The sequence below is a fragment of the Paenibacillus sp. FSL L8-0638 genome, assembly GCF_038593075.1.
Lineage (GTDB): Bacteria > Bacillota > Bacilli > Paenibacillales > Paenibacillaceae > Paenibacillus > Paenibacillus polymyxa_D.
On sequence record NZ_CP151960.1, the window covers coordinates 2,974,529 to 2,990,286 of the forward strand.

At 40.8% G+C, this 15,758-nt stretch carries 17 protein-coding genes and 2 pseudogenes; 18 read left to right on the plus strand and 1 reads right to left on the minus strand.

Going from position 1 to position 15,758, the window contains the following annotated elements:
* The first annotated feature begins 34 nt into the window (after positions 1 to 34).
* Both MKY35_RS12830 and MKY35_RS12835 read left to right on the plus strand, forming a co-directional pair.
* Positions 35 to 1,903 (plus strand): beta-glucoside-specific PTS transporter subunit IIABC, encoded by a 1,869-nt coding sequence (locus MKY35_RS12830; RefSeq protein WP_039276024.1) that lies wholly within the window; start codon positions 35 to 37, stop codon positions 1,901 to 1,903.
* A gap of 29 nt (positions 1,904 to 1,932) precedes the next feature.
* On the plus strand, positions 1,933 to 3,360 hold the full coding sequence (locus MKY35_RS12835) for a 6-phospho-beta-glucosidase (RefSeq protein WP_342443905.1): 1,428 nt from the start codon (positions 1,933 to 1,935) through the stop codon (positions 3,358 to 3,360).
* Between the two features lie 398 nt (positions 3,361 to 3,758).
* Here MKY35_RS12835 and MKY35_RS12840 read toward each other — a convergent pair whose 3' ends face one another.
* On the minus strand, positions 3,759 to 4,304 hold the full coding sequence (locus tag MKY35_RS12840) for a TetR/AcrR family transcriptional regulator (RefSeq protein ID WP_342443906.1): 546 nt from the start codon (positions 4,302 to 4,304) through the stop codon (positions 3,759 to 3,761).
* Between the two features lie 402 nt (positions 4,305 to 4,706).
* Between MKY35_RS12840 and MKY35_RS12845 the strand changes: the two genes are divergently transcribed.
* The 16 genes and pseudogenes from MKY35_RS12845 (at position 4,707) to MKY35_RS12920 (ending at position 15,584) form a co-directional block, all read left to right on the plus strand.
* Entirely contained in the window at positions 4,707 to 5,681 is a 975-nt protein-coding gene (locus MKY35_RS12845; protein WP_061828372.1) for an aldo/keto reductase, read from the plus strand.
* A gap of 109 nt (positions 5,682 to 5,790) precedes the next feature.
* On the plus strand, positions 5,791 to 6,003 hold the full coding sequence (gene dmpI, locus MKY35_RS12850; protein ID WP_061828371.1) for a 4-oxalocrotonate tautomerase DmpI: 213 nt from the start codon (positions 5,791 to 5,793) through the stop codon (positions 6,001 to 6,003).
* Positions 6,004 to 6,057: 54 nt separating this feature from the next.
* Positions 6,058 to 6,155: pseudogene (locus tag MKY35_RS12855) on the plus strand (aldo/keto reductase); the annotation flags it as partial.
* 46 nt (positions 6,156 to 6,201) lie between these two features.
* Positions 6,202 to 6,741: an NAD(P)H-dependent oxidoreductase gene (locus MKY35_RS12860; RefSeq protein ID WP_342443907.1), complete on the plus strand. Its 540-nt coding sequence runs from the start codon at positions 6,202 to 6,204 to the stop codon at positions 6,739 to 6,741.
* A gap of 23 nt (positions 6,742 to 6,764) precedes the next feature.
* Positions 6,765 to 7,013, plus strand: a complete 249-nt coding sequence (locus MKY35_RS12865) for a hypothetical protein (protein WP_342443908.1) — start codon at positions 6,765 to 6,767, stop codon at positions 7,011 to 7,013.
* Entirely contained in the window at positions 6,977 to 7,729 is a 753-nt protein-coding gene (locus tag MKY35_RS12870; RefSeq protein WP_342443909.1) for an aldo/keto reductase, read from the plus strand. Before MKY35_RS12865 ends, MKY35_RS12870 begins: the two co-directional genes overlap by 37 nt.
* Before the next feature lie 242 nt (positions 7,730 to 7,971).
* Positions 7,972 to 8,952 carry an aldo/keto reductase gene (locus MKY35_RS12875; protein ID WP_061828369.1) on the plus strand — a complete coding sequence of 327 codons (981 nt, stop codon included), beginning with the start codon at positions 7,972 to 7,974 and terminating at the stop codon, positions 8,950 to 8,952.
* Between the two features lie 127 nt (positions 8,953 to 9,079).
* A complete protein-coding gene (locus MKY35_RS12880; RefSeq protein WP_061828368.1) occupies positions 9,080 to 9,832 on the plus strand; it encodes a carboxymuconolactone decarboxylase family protein in 753 nt (250 codons plus the stop codon).
* A gap of 77 nt (positions 9,833 to 9,909) precedes the next feature.
* Entirely contained in the window at positions 9,910 to 10,656 is a 747-nt protein-coding gene (locus MKY35_RS12885) for an SDR family oxidoreductase (RefSeq protein WP_342443910.1), read from the plus strand.
* Between the two features lie 31 nt (positions 10,657 to 10,687).
* Positions 10,688 to 11,083 (plus strand): cupin domain-containing protein, encoded by a 396-nt coding sequence (locus tag MKY35_RS12890; RefSeq protein ID WP_342443911.1) that lies wholly within the window; start codon positions 10,688 to 10,690, stop codon positions 11,081 to 11,083.
* Between the two features lie 148 nt (positions 11,084 to 11,231).
* Positions 11,232 to 12,092, plus strand: coding sequence for a DUF3737 family protein (locus MKY35_RS12895; protein WP_342443912.1), 861 nt, complete (start codon positions 11,232 to 11,234; stop codon positions 12,090 to 12,092).
* The gene (locus tag MKY35_RS12900) at positions 12,055 to 13,254 is read left to right on the plus strand and encodes a MalY/PatB family protein (RefSeq protein WP_342443913.1); all 1,200 of its coding nucleotides are present in this window, start codon (positions 12,055 to 12,057) and stop codon (positions 13,252 to 13,254) included. Before MKY35_RS12895 ends, MKY35_RS12900 begins: the two co-directional genes overlap by 38 nt.
* Before the next feature lie 367 nt (positions 13,255 to 13,621).
* Positions 13,622 to 13,756 (plus strand): annotated as a pseudogene (locus MKY35_RS12905) (serine hydroxymethyltransferase); the annotation flags it as partial.
* Between the two features lie 70 nt (positions 13,757 to 13,826).
* Complete coding sequence (locus tag MKY35_RS12910) at positions 13,827 to 14,045, plus strand: hypothetical protein (RefSeq protein ID WP_061828363.1); 219 nt, start codon at positions 13,827 to 13,829, stop codon at positions 14,043 to 14,045.
* A gap of 278 nt (positions 14,046 to 14,323) precedes the next feature.
* Entirely contained in the window at positions 14,324 to 14,959 is a 636-nt protein-coding gene (bluB, locus tag MKY35_RS12915) for a 5,6-dimethylbenzimidazole synthase (RefSeq protein WP_061828362.1), read from the plus strand.
* Positions 14,960 to 15,155: 196 nt separating this feature from the next.
* Entirely contained in the window at positions 15,156 to 15,584 is a 429-nt protein-coding gene (locus tag MKY35_RS12920; RefSeq protein WP_061828361.1) for a hypothetical protein, read from the plus strand.
* Positions 15,585 to 15,758 lie beyond the last annotated feature (174 nt).

Sequence of the window (15,758 nt, forward strand, 5' to 3'; positions counted from 1 at the left end):
ATTGTTCAACAACAAGAAGAGGGGGCATTTTCTAATGAGCAAAAAATATGAAAAATTAGCTCAGGATATTGTAGAGAAGATTGGTGGTAGTGAAAATGTATCAACACTAACTCATTGTATGACAAGGCTTAGATTCGCACTAAACCAAAATAAAAAAGCCGATCAAGACGCTATTAAAGCTTTAGATGGCGTGATTGATGCAATTGAAAGCGGCGGACAATTTCAGGTGGTTATTGGCACCCATGTCGAAGAAGTATATGAGGAAGTGGTCAAATATATAAAACATGCAGAAAATATAGATGATACATTATCTAATGAAAAAAATGTAAGCGTTTTTGGCAAATTAATCGATTTTATTTCAGGTACATTCAGTCCAATCGTTCCGGCTATTGCAGGCGCGGGAATGATAAAAGCGCTATTGGCTTTGCTGATCTTATTTAATGTAGTTTCAAAAGCGTCACAAACTTACTATGTAATCAATTTCATGTCGGATGCCATTTTTTATTTCTTACCCTTTTTATTAGCATATTCGGCTGCAAACAAATTAAAATGCAGCCCTGTACTGGCACTTGTGTTGGCTGGGATATTGCTTCATCCGAATCTGGATCTATTGAGAACTGCGGGTAATAATGTTAGCGTTTTCAATATTCCATTGACACTTGTTGCTTACAGTTCATCGGTTGTTCCGATTCTATTAACCGTGTGGGCGCAATCCTACATTGAACCATTGTTTAAAAGAATCATTCCTAACGCTGTAAAAATTATTTTTGTTCCGATGTTTACCATTCTGGTTGTTGGATTTATTTCCTTAACTGCACTAGGACCGCTAGGTTCTTTCTTCGGAACATATTTGGCAATGGGGTTTGATTTTTTGGGATCGCACGGAGCATGGGTGGTCATTTTCATAATTGCAACCTTCTGGCCAATCCTTGTTATGTTTGGACTTCATCACAGTATCGTTCCGTTATCATTGGCTCAAATCACGACATTGGGATATGAAAATATCATTGGACCTGGAGCCATGATATCCAATATTTCGCAAGGTGTAGCCGCGTTGATTGTCAGTTGGAGAACAAAGGATACAGTATCCAAGCAAATCTCCACTACAAGTGGAATTACAGGCTTAATGGGAATTACAGAAGCAGCACTTTACGGTGTTAATTTACCTAAAAAGTATCCTCTTGTTGCGGCTATGATTGGATCCGCTGCTGGAGGGCTGTACGCAGGGGTTATGGAAGTTTCACGTTATGCAACAGGTTCATCAGGGCTTCCAGCTATTCCGCTTTATATTGGAGAAAACATTTGGAATTTCTATAATATACTCATCGCATTATTAATTACAACGGTTATAACTGCAGTGCTTACCTATTTATTAACCTTAAAATATGAGAAAGAAACGTCTGAGCAGAATAAAGTCACCACAAACGATAAAATCATCACACTTAAAAATACGGTTATTACAAGTCCTATCAAAGGTGAAATGATTCCATTGAAGGATGTTCAAGATGCGGCCTTCTCCACAGAAGCAATGGGAAAAGGAGTTGCCATTGAGCCAAGCGAAGGAAAAGTGGTCGCTCCTTTTGATGGGAAAATTGTTTCGCTGTTTCCCAAGAAACACGCAATCGGTTTACTCTCCGATGATGGGGTTGAAATACTCATCCATATAGGATTGAACACCGTTAAACTGAATGGGAAGTACTTTGAAGCTCATGTTGAAGAGGGTCAGAGAATTACCAAGGGACAGACACTAATCACGTTTGATTTGGAGAAAATCAGAGAGGAAGGATATGTTACCCAGACCCCGGTGATCGTTACGAATACTTACAGTTATGCTGATGTGCTAACTAATAACAGTAGTACAGTCACTGATTTTAACAATGAGTTGTTAGTCCTAATAGTGTAACCATATCAAATTCAAGGAGTGGATTATAAATGACTTTAGTCAAAGACTTTTTATGGGGAGGAGCAACTGCTGCAAACCAATGTGAAGGTGGATATTTGGAAGGGAATAAGGGATTGTCAACCGTCGATGTTATACCCGCAGGAAAGGATCGCGTTTCTGTAATGAAAGGCAAGATGAAAATGATGGAATGTGATGATGAACATTTCTATCCGAGCCATGAAGCCATCGACTTTTATCATAATTATAAGGAAGACGTTGCTTTATTTGCAGAAATGGGTTTCAAATGCTTCCGCTTATCTATTGCATGGACACGAATCTATCCAAATGGGGATGATACATTACCCAACGAAGAAGGTTTGAAGTTCTACGATGATGTTTTTGATGAGTGTTTAAAATATAATATACAGCCTTTAGTAACGATCACTCATTTTGATGTGCCGATGCATTTGGTAAAAACCATCGGTTCTTGGAGAAGCCGTAAAATGGTTGATTATTATGAAAGACTATGCGAAACACTATTCACTCGCTACAAAGATAAAGTGAAGTATTGGCTAACTTTTAATGAAATCAATATGTTATTACACCTACCGTTCGGGAGCTCAGGATTGGTGTTTGATGAAGATGAAGATGAAGAAGCTGTGAAGTATCAGGCAGCTCATCACCAATTGGTCGCTAGTGCTAAAGCTACTGAAATTGCACGCAAAATAAATTCCGAATTCAAGATAGGATGTATGTTGGCGGGTGCCAGCACTTATCCCTATACTTGCGCTCCTGAAGACGTATGGAAAGCCATGACAAGGGATCGAGAACATTACTTCTTTGTGGATGTACAATCTCGTGGTGAATACCCGAATTATGCCAAAAAAATGTTCGAAAGGATGAATATACATCTGAAAATGCAAGATGGTGATAAGGAGCTTCTGAAAAATAATACAGTTGACTTCGTTTCATTTAGTTACTATGGTTCGCGATTAACAAGTGCTGACCCAGCAGTTAATACTCAAACCGCTGCCAATCTCTTTCCGACATTACGAAATCCCCATTTAAAAAGAAGTGAATGGGGCTGGCAAATTGACCCACTCGGGCTGAGAATTACACTAAATGCATTGTATGATCGCTATCAAAAACCATTATTTATTGTCGAGAATGGGTTGGGAGCTGCGGACAAGCCTGATGAAAATGGATGTATCTCGGATGATTACAGAATCGAGTATATTCGTGAACATATCCGAGCATTTAAAGCTGCTGTAAAAGAAGATGGCGTAGAGTTGCTAGGATATACAACCTGGGGGTGCATTGATTTAGTAAGCTCAAGCTCTGGAGAAATGAGCAAAAGATATGGTTTCATCTACGTGGATAAAGATGACCAGGGAAATGGTACGTTAAGCCGTAGTAGGAAAAAGTCCTTTAATTGGTATAAGAAAGTAATTAACAGCAATGGAGAAAATTTAGACTAAGTTTATACAGCCATAGCTAGTTGATGGTGGTATCACAGTCGACCAGATGTGACGCTTACAAACTTTTTCTAAACAAGACCCTTAATTTAAAATGCGATATATTCTCTTGTTCTCACTAACATGAGGCAAGTTCTTCTTGTGGTAAGCATTTTCTTGTTATTCGGGATCGTGTTCTCAATAGGAAATGATGTTATGGATTTAAGTACAAAACATGGAGCGGGTGCCGCTTCATGTTTTTGTACTGTGCCGGGTATTGGCCTTATCTCTAGTGTTCAAGTCCGTAATGCGAGAACAGTATTCAAAACCCTACCCTCATCACGAAATTAGGATGAGAATTTTGTTTAAATAACCTCAGTACAAGAAATTACTCGATTTACTAGATTTGTTGGGAATGCAATTTAAAAATTTCTGTCTAACAATATCCCAGTTTGTTCTGCCATGACACGAGGGGGGACTGACATTCCATTCCTGAACCACCATTCTACGATCCCCACGACCGCGGCTCCAAAAAATTGAAGAATGACATCATCACTTAAGCCTTGATTTTTTCCTTCTGTTACATCGACTTCAACCTTGTACTCCTGGACGACTAAATCAAGGAATTGACTACGAAAATAAGCTGAACTTTTCGTGTTTAACATGGTTGAAAAGAACAAATGATTGTCTGCAAAGTATTCGAACCAGACATAATTTCCTTCTTGGAAACTCATTTCAGATGCTGTGTGGCAAAGTTCACGGAGATTGTTTATATGTTCTTCAATTATCCTATCTAGCAAGTCAAATTTATCCATGTAATGGAGATAGATTGTTCCTCGATTAACATTTGCCCTATCAGAAATATCCCGAATTGTAATGTCATCAAAGTTTTTTTCAGTCATCAGTTCAAGTATTGCTTTCTTTATGGCTTCTTGAGATTTGAGTACCCTTCTGTCCACTTTAGTCATTTTTAAAGTCCCCTTACTGAGATAATCGGCAATTATTAATAATTTGTTGAGTAATCTACACATCGAGAGAAATTGATTATTGCAAGCATTTTGTTTCCGTTTAGAATTATAAACGTAAGTTGATTAAACAATCAATGTTCATTTTTGTTTGAAGCTATTGGAAATATTAGTCCGAGCTTGATGTACACTTATCTACGGCACGGTCTAAACTTGATCCGTTGTGGTTGACGATGCTGTGTATGTACGCTGCTATAATGGCTTTTTATATCTAAACTCAACGATCAGCACGCGTGCCCGTTCTTTGACAAGTCAAAGTCGCACCGCACGAAGCCAACGCCTAATGTGCATCAATACAATTGCTCATTCAGCTATTTTAAGGAAAAGTAAGGGAGGTTCCATGAAATGCATTATACGAAACTTGGAAATACCGGCTTGGATGTATCCCGGATTTGTCTTGGTTGTATGGGCTTTGGAGACGCAGAAAAAGGTCATCATCGATGGGTGCTTGATGGGGAACGCGCTCGTCCAATCATAAAAAAAGCTCTGGAGCTTGGAATCAATTTTTTTGATACTGCAAACGTGTACGCTGACGGGACAAGTGAAGAAATAATTGGAGGTGCATTCAAGGATTTTGCGAACCGTGATGAGATTGTCATCGCGACTAAAATACATGGACGAATGCATCAAGGACCCAATGGCGCTGGACTTTCCCGCAAGGCGATCATGAGCGAAATCGATAAAAGCCTTAAGAGATTGAGAACCGACTACGTCGATTTGTATCAAATTCATCGTTGGGATTACAACACGCCCATCGAAGAGACGATGGAAGCACTGCACGACATAGTCAAGGCTGGTAAGGCAAGATACATCGGAGCCTCTGCTATGTGGGCATGGCAGTTTCAGAAAGCTTTACATGTAGCTGAGAAAAATGGGTGGACCCGATTTGTATCAATGCAGAATCATTTAAATCTCATTTACCGCGAAGAGGAACGGGAGATGCTCCCACTTTGTAAGGAAGAAAAAATCGGGGTCATTCCTTATAGCCCACTCGCAGGAGGAAGGTTGGCGCGGGAGACAACAACACATCGTGCCGAAACTGATGAAATTGCAAAACAAAAATATGATGCAACAACAGATGCGGATCAATTGGTGGTAGACCGGGTTGCGAGTTTGGCAGAGAAACATGTTGTTCACCGGGTTCACATCGCACTTGCGTGGCTTTTGCACAAAGACCCGGTAACCGCTCCTATTGTCGGTGCGACAAAAATATCCCAGCTCGAAGATGCAGAAGCTGCCCTATCTATTCAATTAACACCTGAAGAAATTGCGTTTTTAGAAGAACCGTATGTACCGCACCGAATCGTTGGTCATTTTTAAATTCATATAAATTGGAGTCGCACGGTCTCTTTAACAAGAGAGATGCATACGAGTTTTTATGTCAGCTCGACGTCATTAGACATAAATTCACAATAAAGGAGAATAAATTATGCCTGTAATTACAATTGAAGCAGCTAAATTAACTAAAGAGCAAAAAAGAAAGTTAGTTAAAGACCTTACCACATCAGCTTCAACTATCATGAATATACCTGAACAAGCATTCTTTGTTTTCGTAAGGGAAAATGAACTAGATAATATAGGAGTTGCAGGACGGATTTTAGCGGACAAAGCTGTAAATAGTCCACTGAAAAATGAGGAGTAAAATAGTTAACTTGGTAATACCGGATTAGAAGTACATCGTCTTTGTCATGGCTGTTTGAGCTTTGGTGAGCAGGTCGTGATTCCCATCAATGAGTACTAGATAAAGAACACAGTTGCCCAATTATTAAACTAGCTCTTGAACTTGGTATCCATTTAAATAATTGATAGAAAAAAATTTCTTGGATGGAGAAAATTTAAAATGAAAATACTCGTTCTTGTTTTTCACCCTGATTTAACTGCTTCCCGTGTTAATCGTCGCTTAACGGAAGAAATGGAGAAGCAAGTTGGTGTTACAATTCATCGTGTTTATGAGGCATACCCGAATGAGAAGATCGATGTCGCTGCCGAGCAGAGGCTATTGGAGCAGCATGATCGCATCGTTTTGCAATTCCCTTTCTACTGGTACAGTACGCCTTCATTGTTGAAAAAATGGGAGGATGTAGTCCTAACTCATGGCTGGGCATTTGGAAGCAAAGGGGACAAGCTGCACGGAAAAGAGCTGCTGATTGCCGTTTCTACCGGCGCTGCTAAAGAAAACTATTTACCAGACGGTAATTTTAAATACACCGTTTCCGAGCTGCTGCGACCTCTTCAGGCAACCAGTAACTTGATTGGAACACGCTATTTGACACCATATATCTTGTACGGTGTAATGCAACACCTGTCAGATGAGGAGCTAGAGCAAAGTGCCAAGGATTATGTGGCTTATGCGTTGAACCCTGAACTTGCGTTGCTTTAATCATCTGTGAAAGGTATGAATCAATGAAAAGCGTTAAACTGCAAAATGAAGATATCCCTTCAATAGCTCTGGACACATGGTCATGGGGCACCGGCCAATCTGGCGGGGATGCTGTGTTCGGGAATTATCTTACAGAAGCCGACTTAGAGCCGGTATTTGAAGCGGCGATGGTTGCCGGATTTAATTTATGGGATACAGCGGCTGTATATGTGGAATGGGTGCCTCAGAATCGATTTTGGGGAGGTTTACCCAAAACCGCAAAGATGTACTGATTTCGACGAAATTCACTCCACAAATCGCAGGGGATCATGACGATGCGGTGGAGGAACTTTTAGATGGGAGTTTAAAGCGGCTTGGCGTGGACCATGCGGATATTTATTGGATACACAATCCCGCAGATGTGAAGAGATGGACACCAAGACTGATTCCTTTAATGAAAAGCGGAAAAGTTAAATATGTAGGTGTCTCCAATCATGATCTGGATGAAATTAAAAAGGCAGCCAGCATCTTGAGGGGAGAAGGTCTGGAAATTTCAGCTGTACAAAACCACTATAGCCTGCTATATCGTTCATCTGAAACAGCAGGGATTATTGATTACTGCAAGGAGAACGGCATTGTCTTCTTTTCTTATATGGTATTGGAGCAGGGTGCATTAACCGACAAATACAGTACGCAACATCCTTTTCCGAGCGGGACTAGAAGAGGCGAAGCATTTAATTCAGTAGTGCTCGTCAAGCTGGAGAGTTTAATTCACGTAATGAGAGAAATCGGCAGTAGGTATAATGCGTCTACTGCACAAATTGCAATTGCTTGGTCCATTGCCAAAGGAACTGTACCCATTATCGGCGTTACGAGACTGGGACATATAGAGGATGCTATTAAAGCTACCGAGGTCACTCTGACAGCACAGGAAATCGGTGATCTTGAAGCAGCTGCAAAAGAGTCAGGGGTTGAGATCAGAGGTTCATGGGAAAAACCGATGCATTAATATAACAAGTTAAACAGTCTATTTCGCTGCTAAATAGTCAAACAACATAAGAAGAGTTCCAACATACCTCAAAAGAAATGGCGGGTTTCATGTTAGAGCTTATGACAGCGACAAGGCTGTAGGTATTGTTGACGAGGAAACATCTGAGTTTCAGCTAAAAGATCCTATCATTCCATTCAAAGCAGATACCATCTTAACTCCTAAAGGCACCTGCTTAATGAAAAGAAAGGACCGATCCGTAAATGGAATATGTAAAGTTTGGAAATACCGGTTTAGACGTGTCTCGGCTTTGCCTTGGCTGTATGGGCTTTGGTGATCCTGTGAATTGGATTCACCCATGGGTGCTCGATGAAAAGCGAAGTCGCCTTATTATTAGAAAAGCTCTGGAAATAGGGATCAACTTCTTCGATACAGCGAATGTTTATTCCATTGGAGTAAGCGAAGAAACTATTGGGCGAGTACTTAAAGAATATGCACGTCGCGATGAAATTGCGCTTGCTACCAAAGTATATTTCCCCATGCATGAGAGACCAAACGGGCTTGGATTGTCCCGAAAGAACATTATGCATGAAGTGGATCAAAGTCTCAATCGACTTGGGACAGATTATATTGATCTTTATATAATCCACCGATGGGATTACCATACACCCATTGAAGAGACCATGGAAGCATTACATGATGTTGTTAAGGCAGGGAAAGCAAGATATATCGGTGCGTCCGCCATGCATGCATGGCAGTTTCTAAAGGCGAATCACGTAGCGGAGAAACATGGCTGGACCAAGTTTGTCTCCATGCAGAACCATTACAATCTCCTCTATCGCGAAGAAGAACGAGAGATGTTGCCGCTCTGTAAAGAAGAGAAAATTGCAGTGACTCCTTACAGCCCACTTGCATCTGGTAGATTAGCACGGGACTGGACGGAGACAACGTATCGTTACGAAACCGACCAAGCGCAAAAATCAAAATATGATTCAACAATGGAAGCAGACCGGTGGGTGATCGAGCGTGTGGGTACTCTGGCAGAGCAACACAGTGTTCCTCGTGTGCAAATTGCGCTTGCCTGGCTTTTGCATAAAGAACCCGTAACCGCACCAATAATTGGTGCAACGACGATTTCTCATCTCGAAAATGCCGAAGCTGCGTTTTCCATAAAGCTAACACCTGAAGAAATTGCATTTTTAGAAGAACCGTATATCCCACATACCATTGTGGGACATATCTAGAAGAATGGTGATGTTAAGCCTGTCGGCTTCATCATACAGATGGGAATTAGAGGTTACTGCGTCGCAATTATCATCATTCTTTCGGCAGGCTTACTCATCCGCAAAAAAACAAGCAGGAGGCATAGTTATGAATCGAATTGAAAAGAGCCAAGAAACGTTTAATCAGCTATTCCATAATGCAGTGCCAGCGGCATACGCTACTGATCCTGATTTTCAGGACATCCTGAGCCGTTTTATTTTTGGGGAAGTTTTTTATCAAGGTACGTTGGACGATAAACAACGTGAGCTTATCACTCTGGTGGTGCTTGTAACGAACCAAACGTTACCTCAGCTCAAGGCACATGCTCATGCTGCTCTGAACGTTGGGCTGACACCGGTAGAAATCAAAGAGGCGATTTACCAATGTGCGCCTTATTTAGGATTCCCTAAAACGCTAAATGCCATCGCGGAGATTAATGAGGTTTTCCAATCCAGAAATATCGAGTTACCTCTCGAAAGTCAAAAGCAGGTTGAAGAAGAGAATCGGTTAGACAAAGGCCTTGCAGTGCAGGTAGAAATCTTTGGCGATATCATTGAAAATAACAGGAAGAATGTCCCATACAATCAAAAGCATATACAGGACTATCTTTCTGCCTTCTGTTTTGGTGACTTCTATACTCGTGGAGGCCTTGATTTGAAAACACGGGAGTTGCTGACCCTCTGTATCGTGAGTAGTCTCGGCGGTTGTGAAAATCAAGTCAAGGCACATGTGCAAGGCAACCTGAATGTAGGCAATGACAAGGATTTGATGATCACTGCCATCACTCATTGCCTTCCTTATATGGGTTTTCCGAGAACATTAAATGCTTTGAGTTGTGTGAATGAAATCATTCCAGAATAGCAGGAGAAATTAAGCGAAAAAATAGATTTTTTATAGATGAAAGTATACCTAAAAGTAAGAAAGGGTGTTTATTTAAAATGTCAAATATTCAAGAACAGGTAGTTATTATTACAGGGGCATCCAGCGGTATTGGAGAAGCAGCTGCAAAAGAACTGGCATCCAAAGGTGCAAAATTGGTTCTTGCCGCTCGCCGAGAAGACCGGTTAAAGAAATTACAAGATGAAATTGAACAAAGCGGCGGACAAGCTATATATAAAGTGACGGATGTAAGTTCGCACCAACAAATGGAGGATCTTGCTGCATATGCGCTTAACGAGTTTGGAAAAATTGATGTTTTAGTTAATAATGCTGGAATCATGCCGCAGGCTTTTCTTGCTTTGAAAAAGATTGATGAATGGGACCGAATGATCGATGTCAATATCAAAGGGGTTTTGTACGCAATCGGGGCAGTCCTTCCATCTATGAGAGAACGGAAATCAGGTCATATTATTAACCTTTCATCCGTGGCCGGACACAACATCTACCCAGGTGGGACAGTTTATTGTGGTACCAAACATGCCGTAAGAGCAATCTCTGAAGGCTTGAGTCAAGAAGAGGCGATGAGTGGAACAAATATTCGTGTGACCAATATTTCGCCGGGGGCTGTGACCAGCGAACTGCTGGAGACGACAACCGATCCGGCAATGAAAGCGGGCTTGGATGATTTTTACAAGATAGCAATAGATGCAGACAGCATCGCACGTGCCATTGCCTTTGCCATCGAACAACCATCGGATGTGGGCATTAATGAGATGATCATTCGACCAACAGCTCAAGTTGGATAACGTTAAAAATATATGAAAGTAGAGATAAAAAATGAAGAACGAGCACTTAAGCCATAGCACACTCTTCCCATTGGGACAAAAAGTCGAAAAAAACTTTATCGGAGACGCATACTTACAAATGGTGGTTACCGATCCAGCACCACTCAATACAGCAATTGGGAATGTAACCTTTGCTCCCGGTGCCCGCAATAACTGGCACTCTCATCATGCTGGGCAAGTGTTGTTAGTTACTGGCGGTGAGGGGTGGTATCAAGAAGAAGGAAAGCCAGCTCAATTACTCAAAACAGGCGATGTGGTAAACATTCCAGCGAACGTTAAACATTGGCATGGGGCTACGAAGGAAAGCTGGTTTGTTCACTTAGCTCTTACACCAGGACAAACAGATTGGTTAGAACCCGTACTGGATGAAGAATATATTAAGCTATAGTAAATGGATTAACACATATAAACGGCAGCCGTTAATGCCGCCGTTTATATAGAAGCTTCTAATAAATCTGGTACCCGCTGTTGCTATTCTGCGAATTATGGGGTCATGGAATATTTGAAGCTAGCACTGAGCGATTGGAGACAGTATTATGCAAACGATCGATCAACAAATGCTTACCGGAGAACGAGCACTTTTCAAGAGAAAGAACCTCATGGTCACTAATTCCATTTTTGCAGATGGCGAGTCTCCCCTGAAGGAAAGCAACGATATTACTATCGATAATAGCATTTTTAAATGGAAGTATCCCTTGTGGTATTGCAATAATATTCGTGTTGATCGTAGCACTTTCCTTGAAATGGCCCGATCGGGAATATGGTATACACACCAAATTGTCATCAGTGACAGCGTAATAGAGGCGCCAAAGACATTTCGGCGTTCGAGCGGAATCCGACTGACGTATGTCGATCTGCCCAACGCGCAAGAAACCTTATGGAATTGCGAAGATATTCACTTGAATCATGTGACCGCAAAAGGTGATTACTTTGGAATGAATAGTGCAAATATCAATATCGACGATTTCACATTAGCGGGGAACTACGCATTCGACGGAGCTAAGGATATGGAGATTCGCAATGCGAAGATTATTTCAAAGGACGCCTTCTGGAATTGCGAGAATGTCACCGTCTATGATTCATTGATCATCGGAGAATATTTAGGATGGAATTCGAAAAACATCACCTTTATCAACTGCACTATCGAAAGCAATCAGGGAATGTGCTACATGGACCGTCTCGTAATCGAGAACGGAACGATCCTGAATACCGACTTGGCATTCGAATATTCAACCATTGATGTGGAAACCAAGACCTCAATTGATAGCGTGAAAAATCCAATCTCCGGGAAAATCAAAGCAAAGGATATCGGCGAAATCATCATCAATGACGAAGAAATCAACGCTACCTACACCCGATATGAGCTGGATAAAGCAGGTGATCGATTTGTCCTTTAATTTTGATAAAATGACGAAGCGTTTGGCCACTAACTCTTATAAATGGGATGTTGGACCAGAAGAGTTGCCGATGTGGGTGGCGGATATGGACTTTGAGACTTCGCCTGCTATAGTCGATGCTCTGCAAAAGAGATTAGACCATCGTATTTATGGATATACCTCGATACCAGATACTTATTATGATGCAATTGCCCATTGGTGGGAAAAGAGACATCAATATCAGATCCCAAAAGAATGGATTATGTTTTGCACGGGGGTAGTGCCGGCGATATCATCTATCGTACGCAAAATGACCAAAGCCGGTGATAAAGTGTTAGTGCTTGCGCCTGTCTATAACATTTTCTACAACTCCATAAAGAACAATCAACGAGAAGTTCTCGTAAGCGAGTTGGTTTACAAAGACAATCAATATTCGATCGAATTTGACGATGTGGAGAAAAAGCTAGCGGATTCTGACACAACGCTTATGATTTTCTGCAATCCGCATAACCCCATAGGCAAAGTGTGGGACAAACAAATTCTTGAGAAACTCGGCACGCTCTGCGTCAAGCATCAGGTCCTTATCCTTTCCGATGAAATTCACTGCGATTTAACACACCCAGGCCACCCATACATTCCTTTCGCTTCAATATCGGAAGAGATCGCCCAAAATTGCATCACCTGTGTGGCGCCGATGAAAACTTTCAATCTTGCGGGAATTCAAACTTCAAGTATTATCGTGCCGAATTCGAAGATTCGTAAACTTGTACACCGTGGCATTAACACCGATGAAGTGGCCGAACCTAACTTTTTTGCGATTGAAGCAGCAATCTCTGCCTTTACGGAAGGCGAACCCTGGCTGCAAGCCTTATTGGAATATCTTATGGCGAACAAGCAATATCTCGAACATTATCTGGCTAGTGAACTGCCGCAGCTCCAAATTATCCATTCGGAAGCGACTTATTTGGCTTGGATCGATTGCCGGAACATAACTCCTAATGTAAGTCAACTGTGTAAATTCATAAGGAAAGAAACGGGGCTGTATGTCTCGGAGGGCGCCATCTATGGCGGCAATGGACACGATTTCATTCGATTGAACTACGCCTGCCCTAAAAAACGACTAACTGATGGATTGCAGCGCTTGAAGATTGGGATTCAGGCATATCAAAGAGTGAACGATTGATATAATAATGGTTACCGGACACTCCTTCACGAAACGAATAGGGATCTTGGATAAAGTAGCACGATCACTTAATGAAGTTGGCATCGATTTTGTGGTGTTCACAAAAGTGGAGCTATTGTCCACCGCCGACTGTACATTGAGAGGGCAAAGCGTCGCGTGAGGAACAATACGATCTAATTCTGGCATTGGGGGCGGATTACCTAGATACCACCAATGCCAGCGAAATCGTAACCGTTTCGAAAATCACTTTCTTGGGGTTACCTTTCTAACTAGAGTCCTACCGCTGCCGGTTTGCAGTCCCAAAGCGATATCATAATGGTTTCCTATAACTTTTTTATAATTTTGTTTCTTATGGTGTTGATCCCAGGGATACAAGGGGAGCCCACTTATGAATGTCATTGCAGCAAAAGCTGTGGCACTTGGAGAAGCACTACAAACAGATTTTGTGACCTATATAGAAAGAGTTCTTGACAATGCCAAGGTATTTGCAGAATCGCTGATTATATGGAGCGAGTATTTGGACTATTATTATTTGATGTGCAGCAAGCGATGAATACATATTTTAGAATCTCATGTATTGGGACAGGTTGCCTGAGTTTGAGGAAATGGAACTTGCCAAGTACATTGGATCAGCTATCAAAGCCGGGAAGAAAAACGACTATTCGGCTATTTTAATTATTGGTCAGCGCAGGAAGACAAAGCAGATGTACGTGATCGATGGCAATATCTATAAACTGCTGCCGGATGATTTGTTCCAAGTCGCAATTGATAAGTTAAAGCCTTATCTTTAGATAAGCCGGACTTTGAAGTCCCAGATAGTTTATGTGGGGTTGTTCAATTGAGTCAGTCTGTGAAAAGTTTATAATTTTGTGATCGTAGTTCGTTGTTTTGAGGGTCAGGCAGTTTAGACTACGGATTGATAATGAACTGCAAGAGATAATATTGATTTCAAGCATAAGAGTTATATCATAAAATACCAACTTCAATGTAAACTTGAACCTGAAACCCTGTCATAATAATCTGAGTACTGGCGCATTCTGGGGATTTTTGTTTTAAGGGAGGAATTAAATTGTTAAATGATAATGAAAGAAAAGGAATATTTAAAGCCATTTTTGAAAGGAGAGATATTCGATCATTTAATGGAAAACCCATATCCAAAGATAAGTTAAACAACATATTAATGGCTGGTCATCATGCACCTTCCGTTGGTTTTATGCAACCTTGGGATTTTATTGTAATTGACTCTCAAGAAGTTAAAGAACGATTGGCGTATGCATGTCATAAAGAAATACAGGCCTTGTCCATACACTATGAAGATGAAAAAAAGACAAGATTTCTCTCGTTAAAATTAGAGGGTATAAGGGAAGCACCTATAACGATCTGTATTACATGTGATCCAACTAGAGGTGGGGGACATGTAATTGGGCGAAATTCTATTCCTGAAACAGATATTCTATCCGTCGCCTGTTGTATCCAAAATATGTGGTTGGCGTCTTATGCAGAAGGAATAGCTATGGGATGGGTGAGTTTTTACAAGAAAACAGACGTACGGGAAATACTAAATATTCCACCACATATTGATCCTATTGCTTTGGTTTCATTAGGTTATACGGATTTTTATCCTACAAAACCAATCCTAGAGCAAGTGAATTGGGAGAGACGTCGTAATCTAAATAATCTAATACACCATAATGCTTGGGAATGATTGAAATATAAGTTAATTTTCCTTTTTGGATATGATGCTCACAGAAACGATTGTTTCATAAGCATCATTAAGCAAGGACAAATGAAAAAGATAAATTTATTCGAGATTACAAAATTATGCGAACTTTGAGTTACTTATAACCTCAGTAAACAAATTCCCTGTAGAATAACATAAAATTATCAACTTAAGAAATCCCTTGTTTTATAAGGGATTTTTAATTTTTGGTAGCGATGCAGTTATTGATCACCTGTACTCTTTCGACTGGACTCTACCGAAAAGATTCGTTTCTGTATCCCTTGGGTTTGAAGCAAAGAGGATTTTTATTTTCCTATCGAACAAACATCCTTTTCCTCGGAAAACTTTTTATGATCTTATCAAACTATGGATTGAGTTAGAACGAAACGAAAATAAGGATATAATGTTTCCTAGAGATGGAATCGGATGTTATCATCCTTTGTTCCCAGCTCGTTCAGATGATATTTGGGTTATGGCTGGATTAGCAATAAAAGAGATGGAACCATGGTGGCTCAATCCATTCGGTCCCAACATATTCGCTGTCTATGAACAACAACAATTAAATGGCATGCCAGCAGGTGTAATATTGAAGCATCGCGAGGTGTTTTAATGCTCGTTCATAGATACAAAGATTGAAGTTGAGTTCTGTGAGGAAATCTTAGCGTTTATATTGGCTCAGTGCAGTTCAAGTGGGGGAGGCATTCTGGCTGGATATTATGATGATGCATTGAAAAAAGCCGTTATTGTATTGAAAAAAGCCGTTATTGTAAAGAGCAGCGCTGCA

Excerpts from the sequence above, each read along its gene's own strand:
- MKY35_RS12830 (WP_039276024.1), top strand. The coding sequence starts at position 35 with ATGAGCAAAAAATATGAAAAATTAGCTCAGGATATTGTAGAGAAGATT.
- MKY35_RS12835 (WP_342443905.1), top strand. The coding sequence starts at position 1,933 with ATGACTTTAGTCAAAGACTTTTTATGGGGAGGAGCAACTGCTGCAAAC.
- MKY35_RS12840 (WP_342443906.1), bottom strand. The coding sequence starts at position 4,304 with ATGACTAAAGTGGACAGAAGGGTACTCAAATCTCAAGAAGCCATAAAG.
- MKY35_RS12845 (WP_061828372.1), top strand. The coding sequence starts at position 4,707 with ATGCATTATACGAAACTTGGAAATACCGGCTTGGATGTATCCCGGATT.
- dmpI (WP_061828371.1), top strand. The coding sequence starts at position 5,791 with ATGCCTGTAATTACAATTGAAGCAGCTAAATTAACTAAAGAGCAAAAA.
- MKY35_RS12860 (WP_342443907.1), top strand. The coding sequence starts at position 6,202 with ATGAAAATACTCGTTCTTGTTTTTCACCCTGATTTAACTGCTTCCCGT.
- MKY35_RS12865 (WP_342443908.1), top strand. The coding sequence starts at position 6,765 with ATGAAAAGCGTTAAACTGCAAAATGAAGATATCCCTTCAATAGCTCTG.
- MKY35_RS12875 (WP_061828369.1), top strand. The coding sequence starts at position 7,972 with ATGGAATATGTAAAGTTTGGAAATACCGGTTTAGACGTGTCTCGGCTT.
- MKY35_RS12880 (WP_061828368.1), top strand. The coding sequence starts at position 9,080 with ATGAATCGAATTGAAAAGAGCCAAGAAACGTTTAATCAGCTATTCCAT.
- MKY35_RS12885 (WP_342443910.1), top strand. The coding sequence starts at position 9,910 with ATGTCAAATATTCAAGAACAGGTAGTTATTATTACAGGGGCATCCAGC.
- MKY35_RS12890 (WP_342443911.1), top strand. The coding sequence starts at position 10,688 with ATGAAGAACGAGCACTTAAGCCATAGCACACTCTTCCCATTGGGACAA.
- MKY35_RS12895 (WP_342443912.1), top strand. The coding sequence starts at position 11,232 with ATGCAAACGATCGATCAACAAATGCTTACCGGAGAACGAGCACTTTTC.
- MKY35_RS12900 (WP_342443913.1), top strand. The coding sequence starts at position 12,055 with ATGAGCTGGATAAAGCAGGTGATCGATTTGTCCTTTAATTTTGATAAA.
- MKY35_RS12910 (WP_061828363.1), top strand. The coding sequence starts at position 13,827 with ATGTATTGGGACAGGTTGCCTGAGTTTGAGGAAATGGAACTTGCCAAG.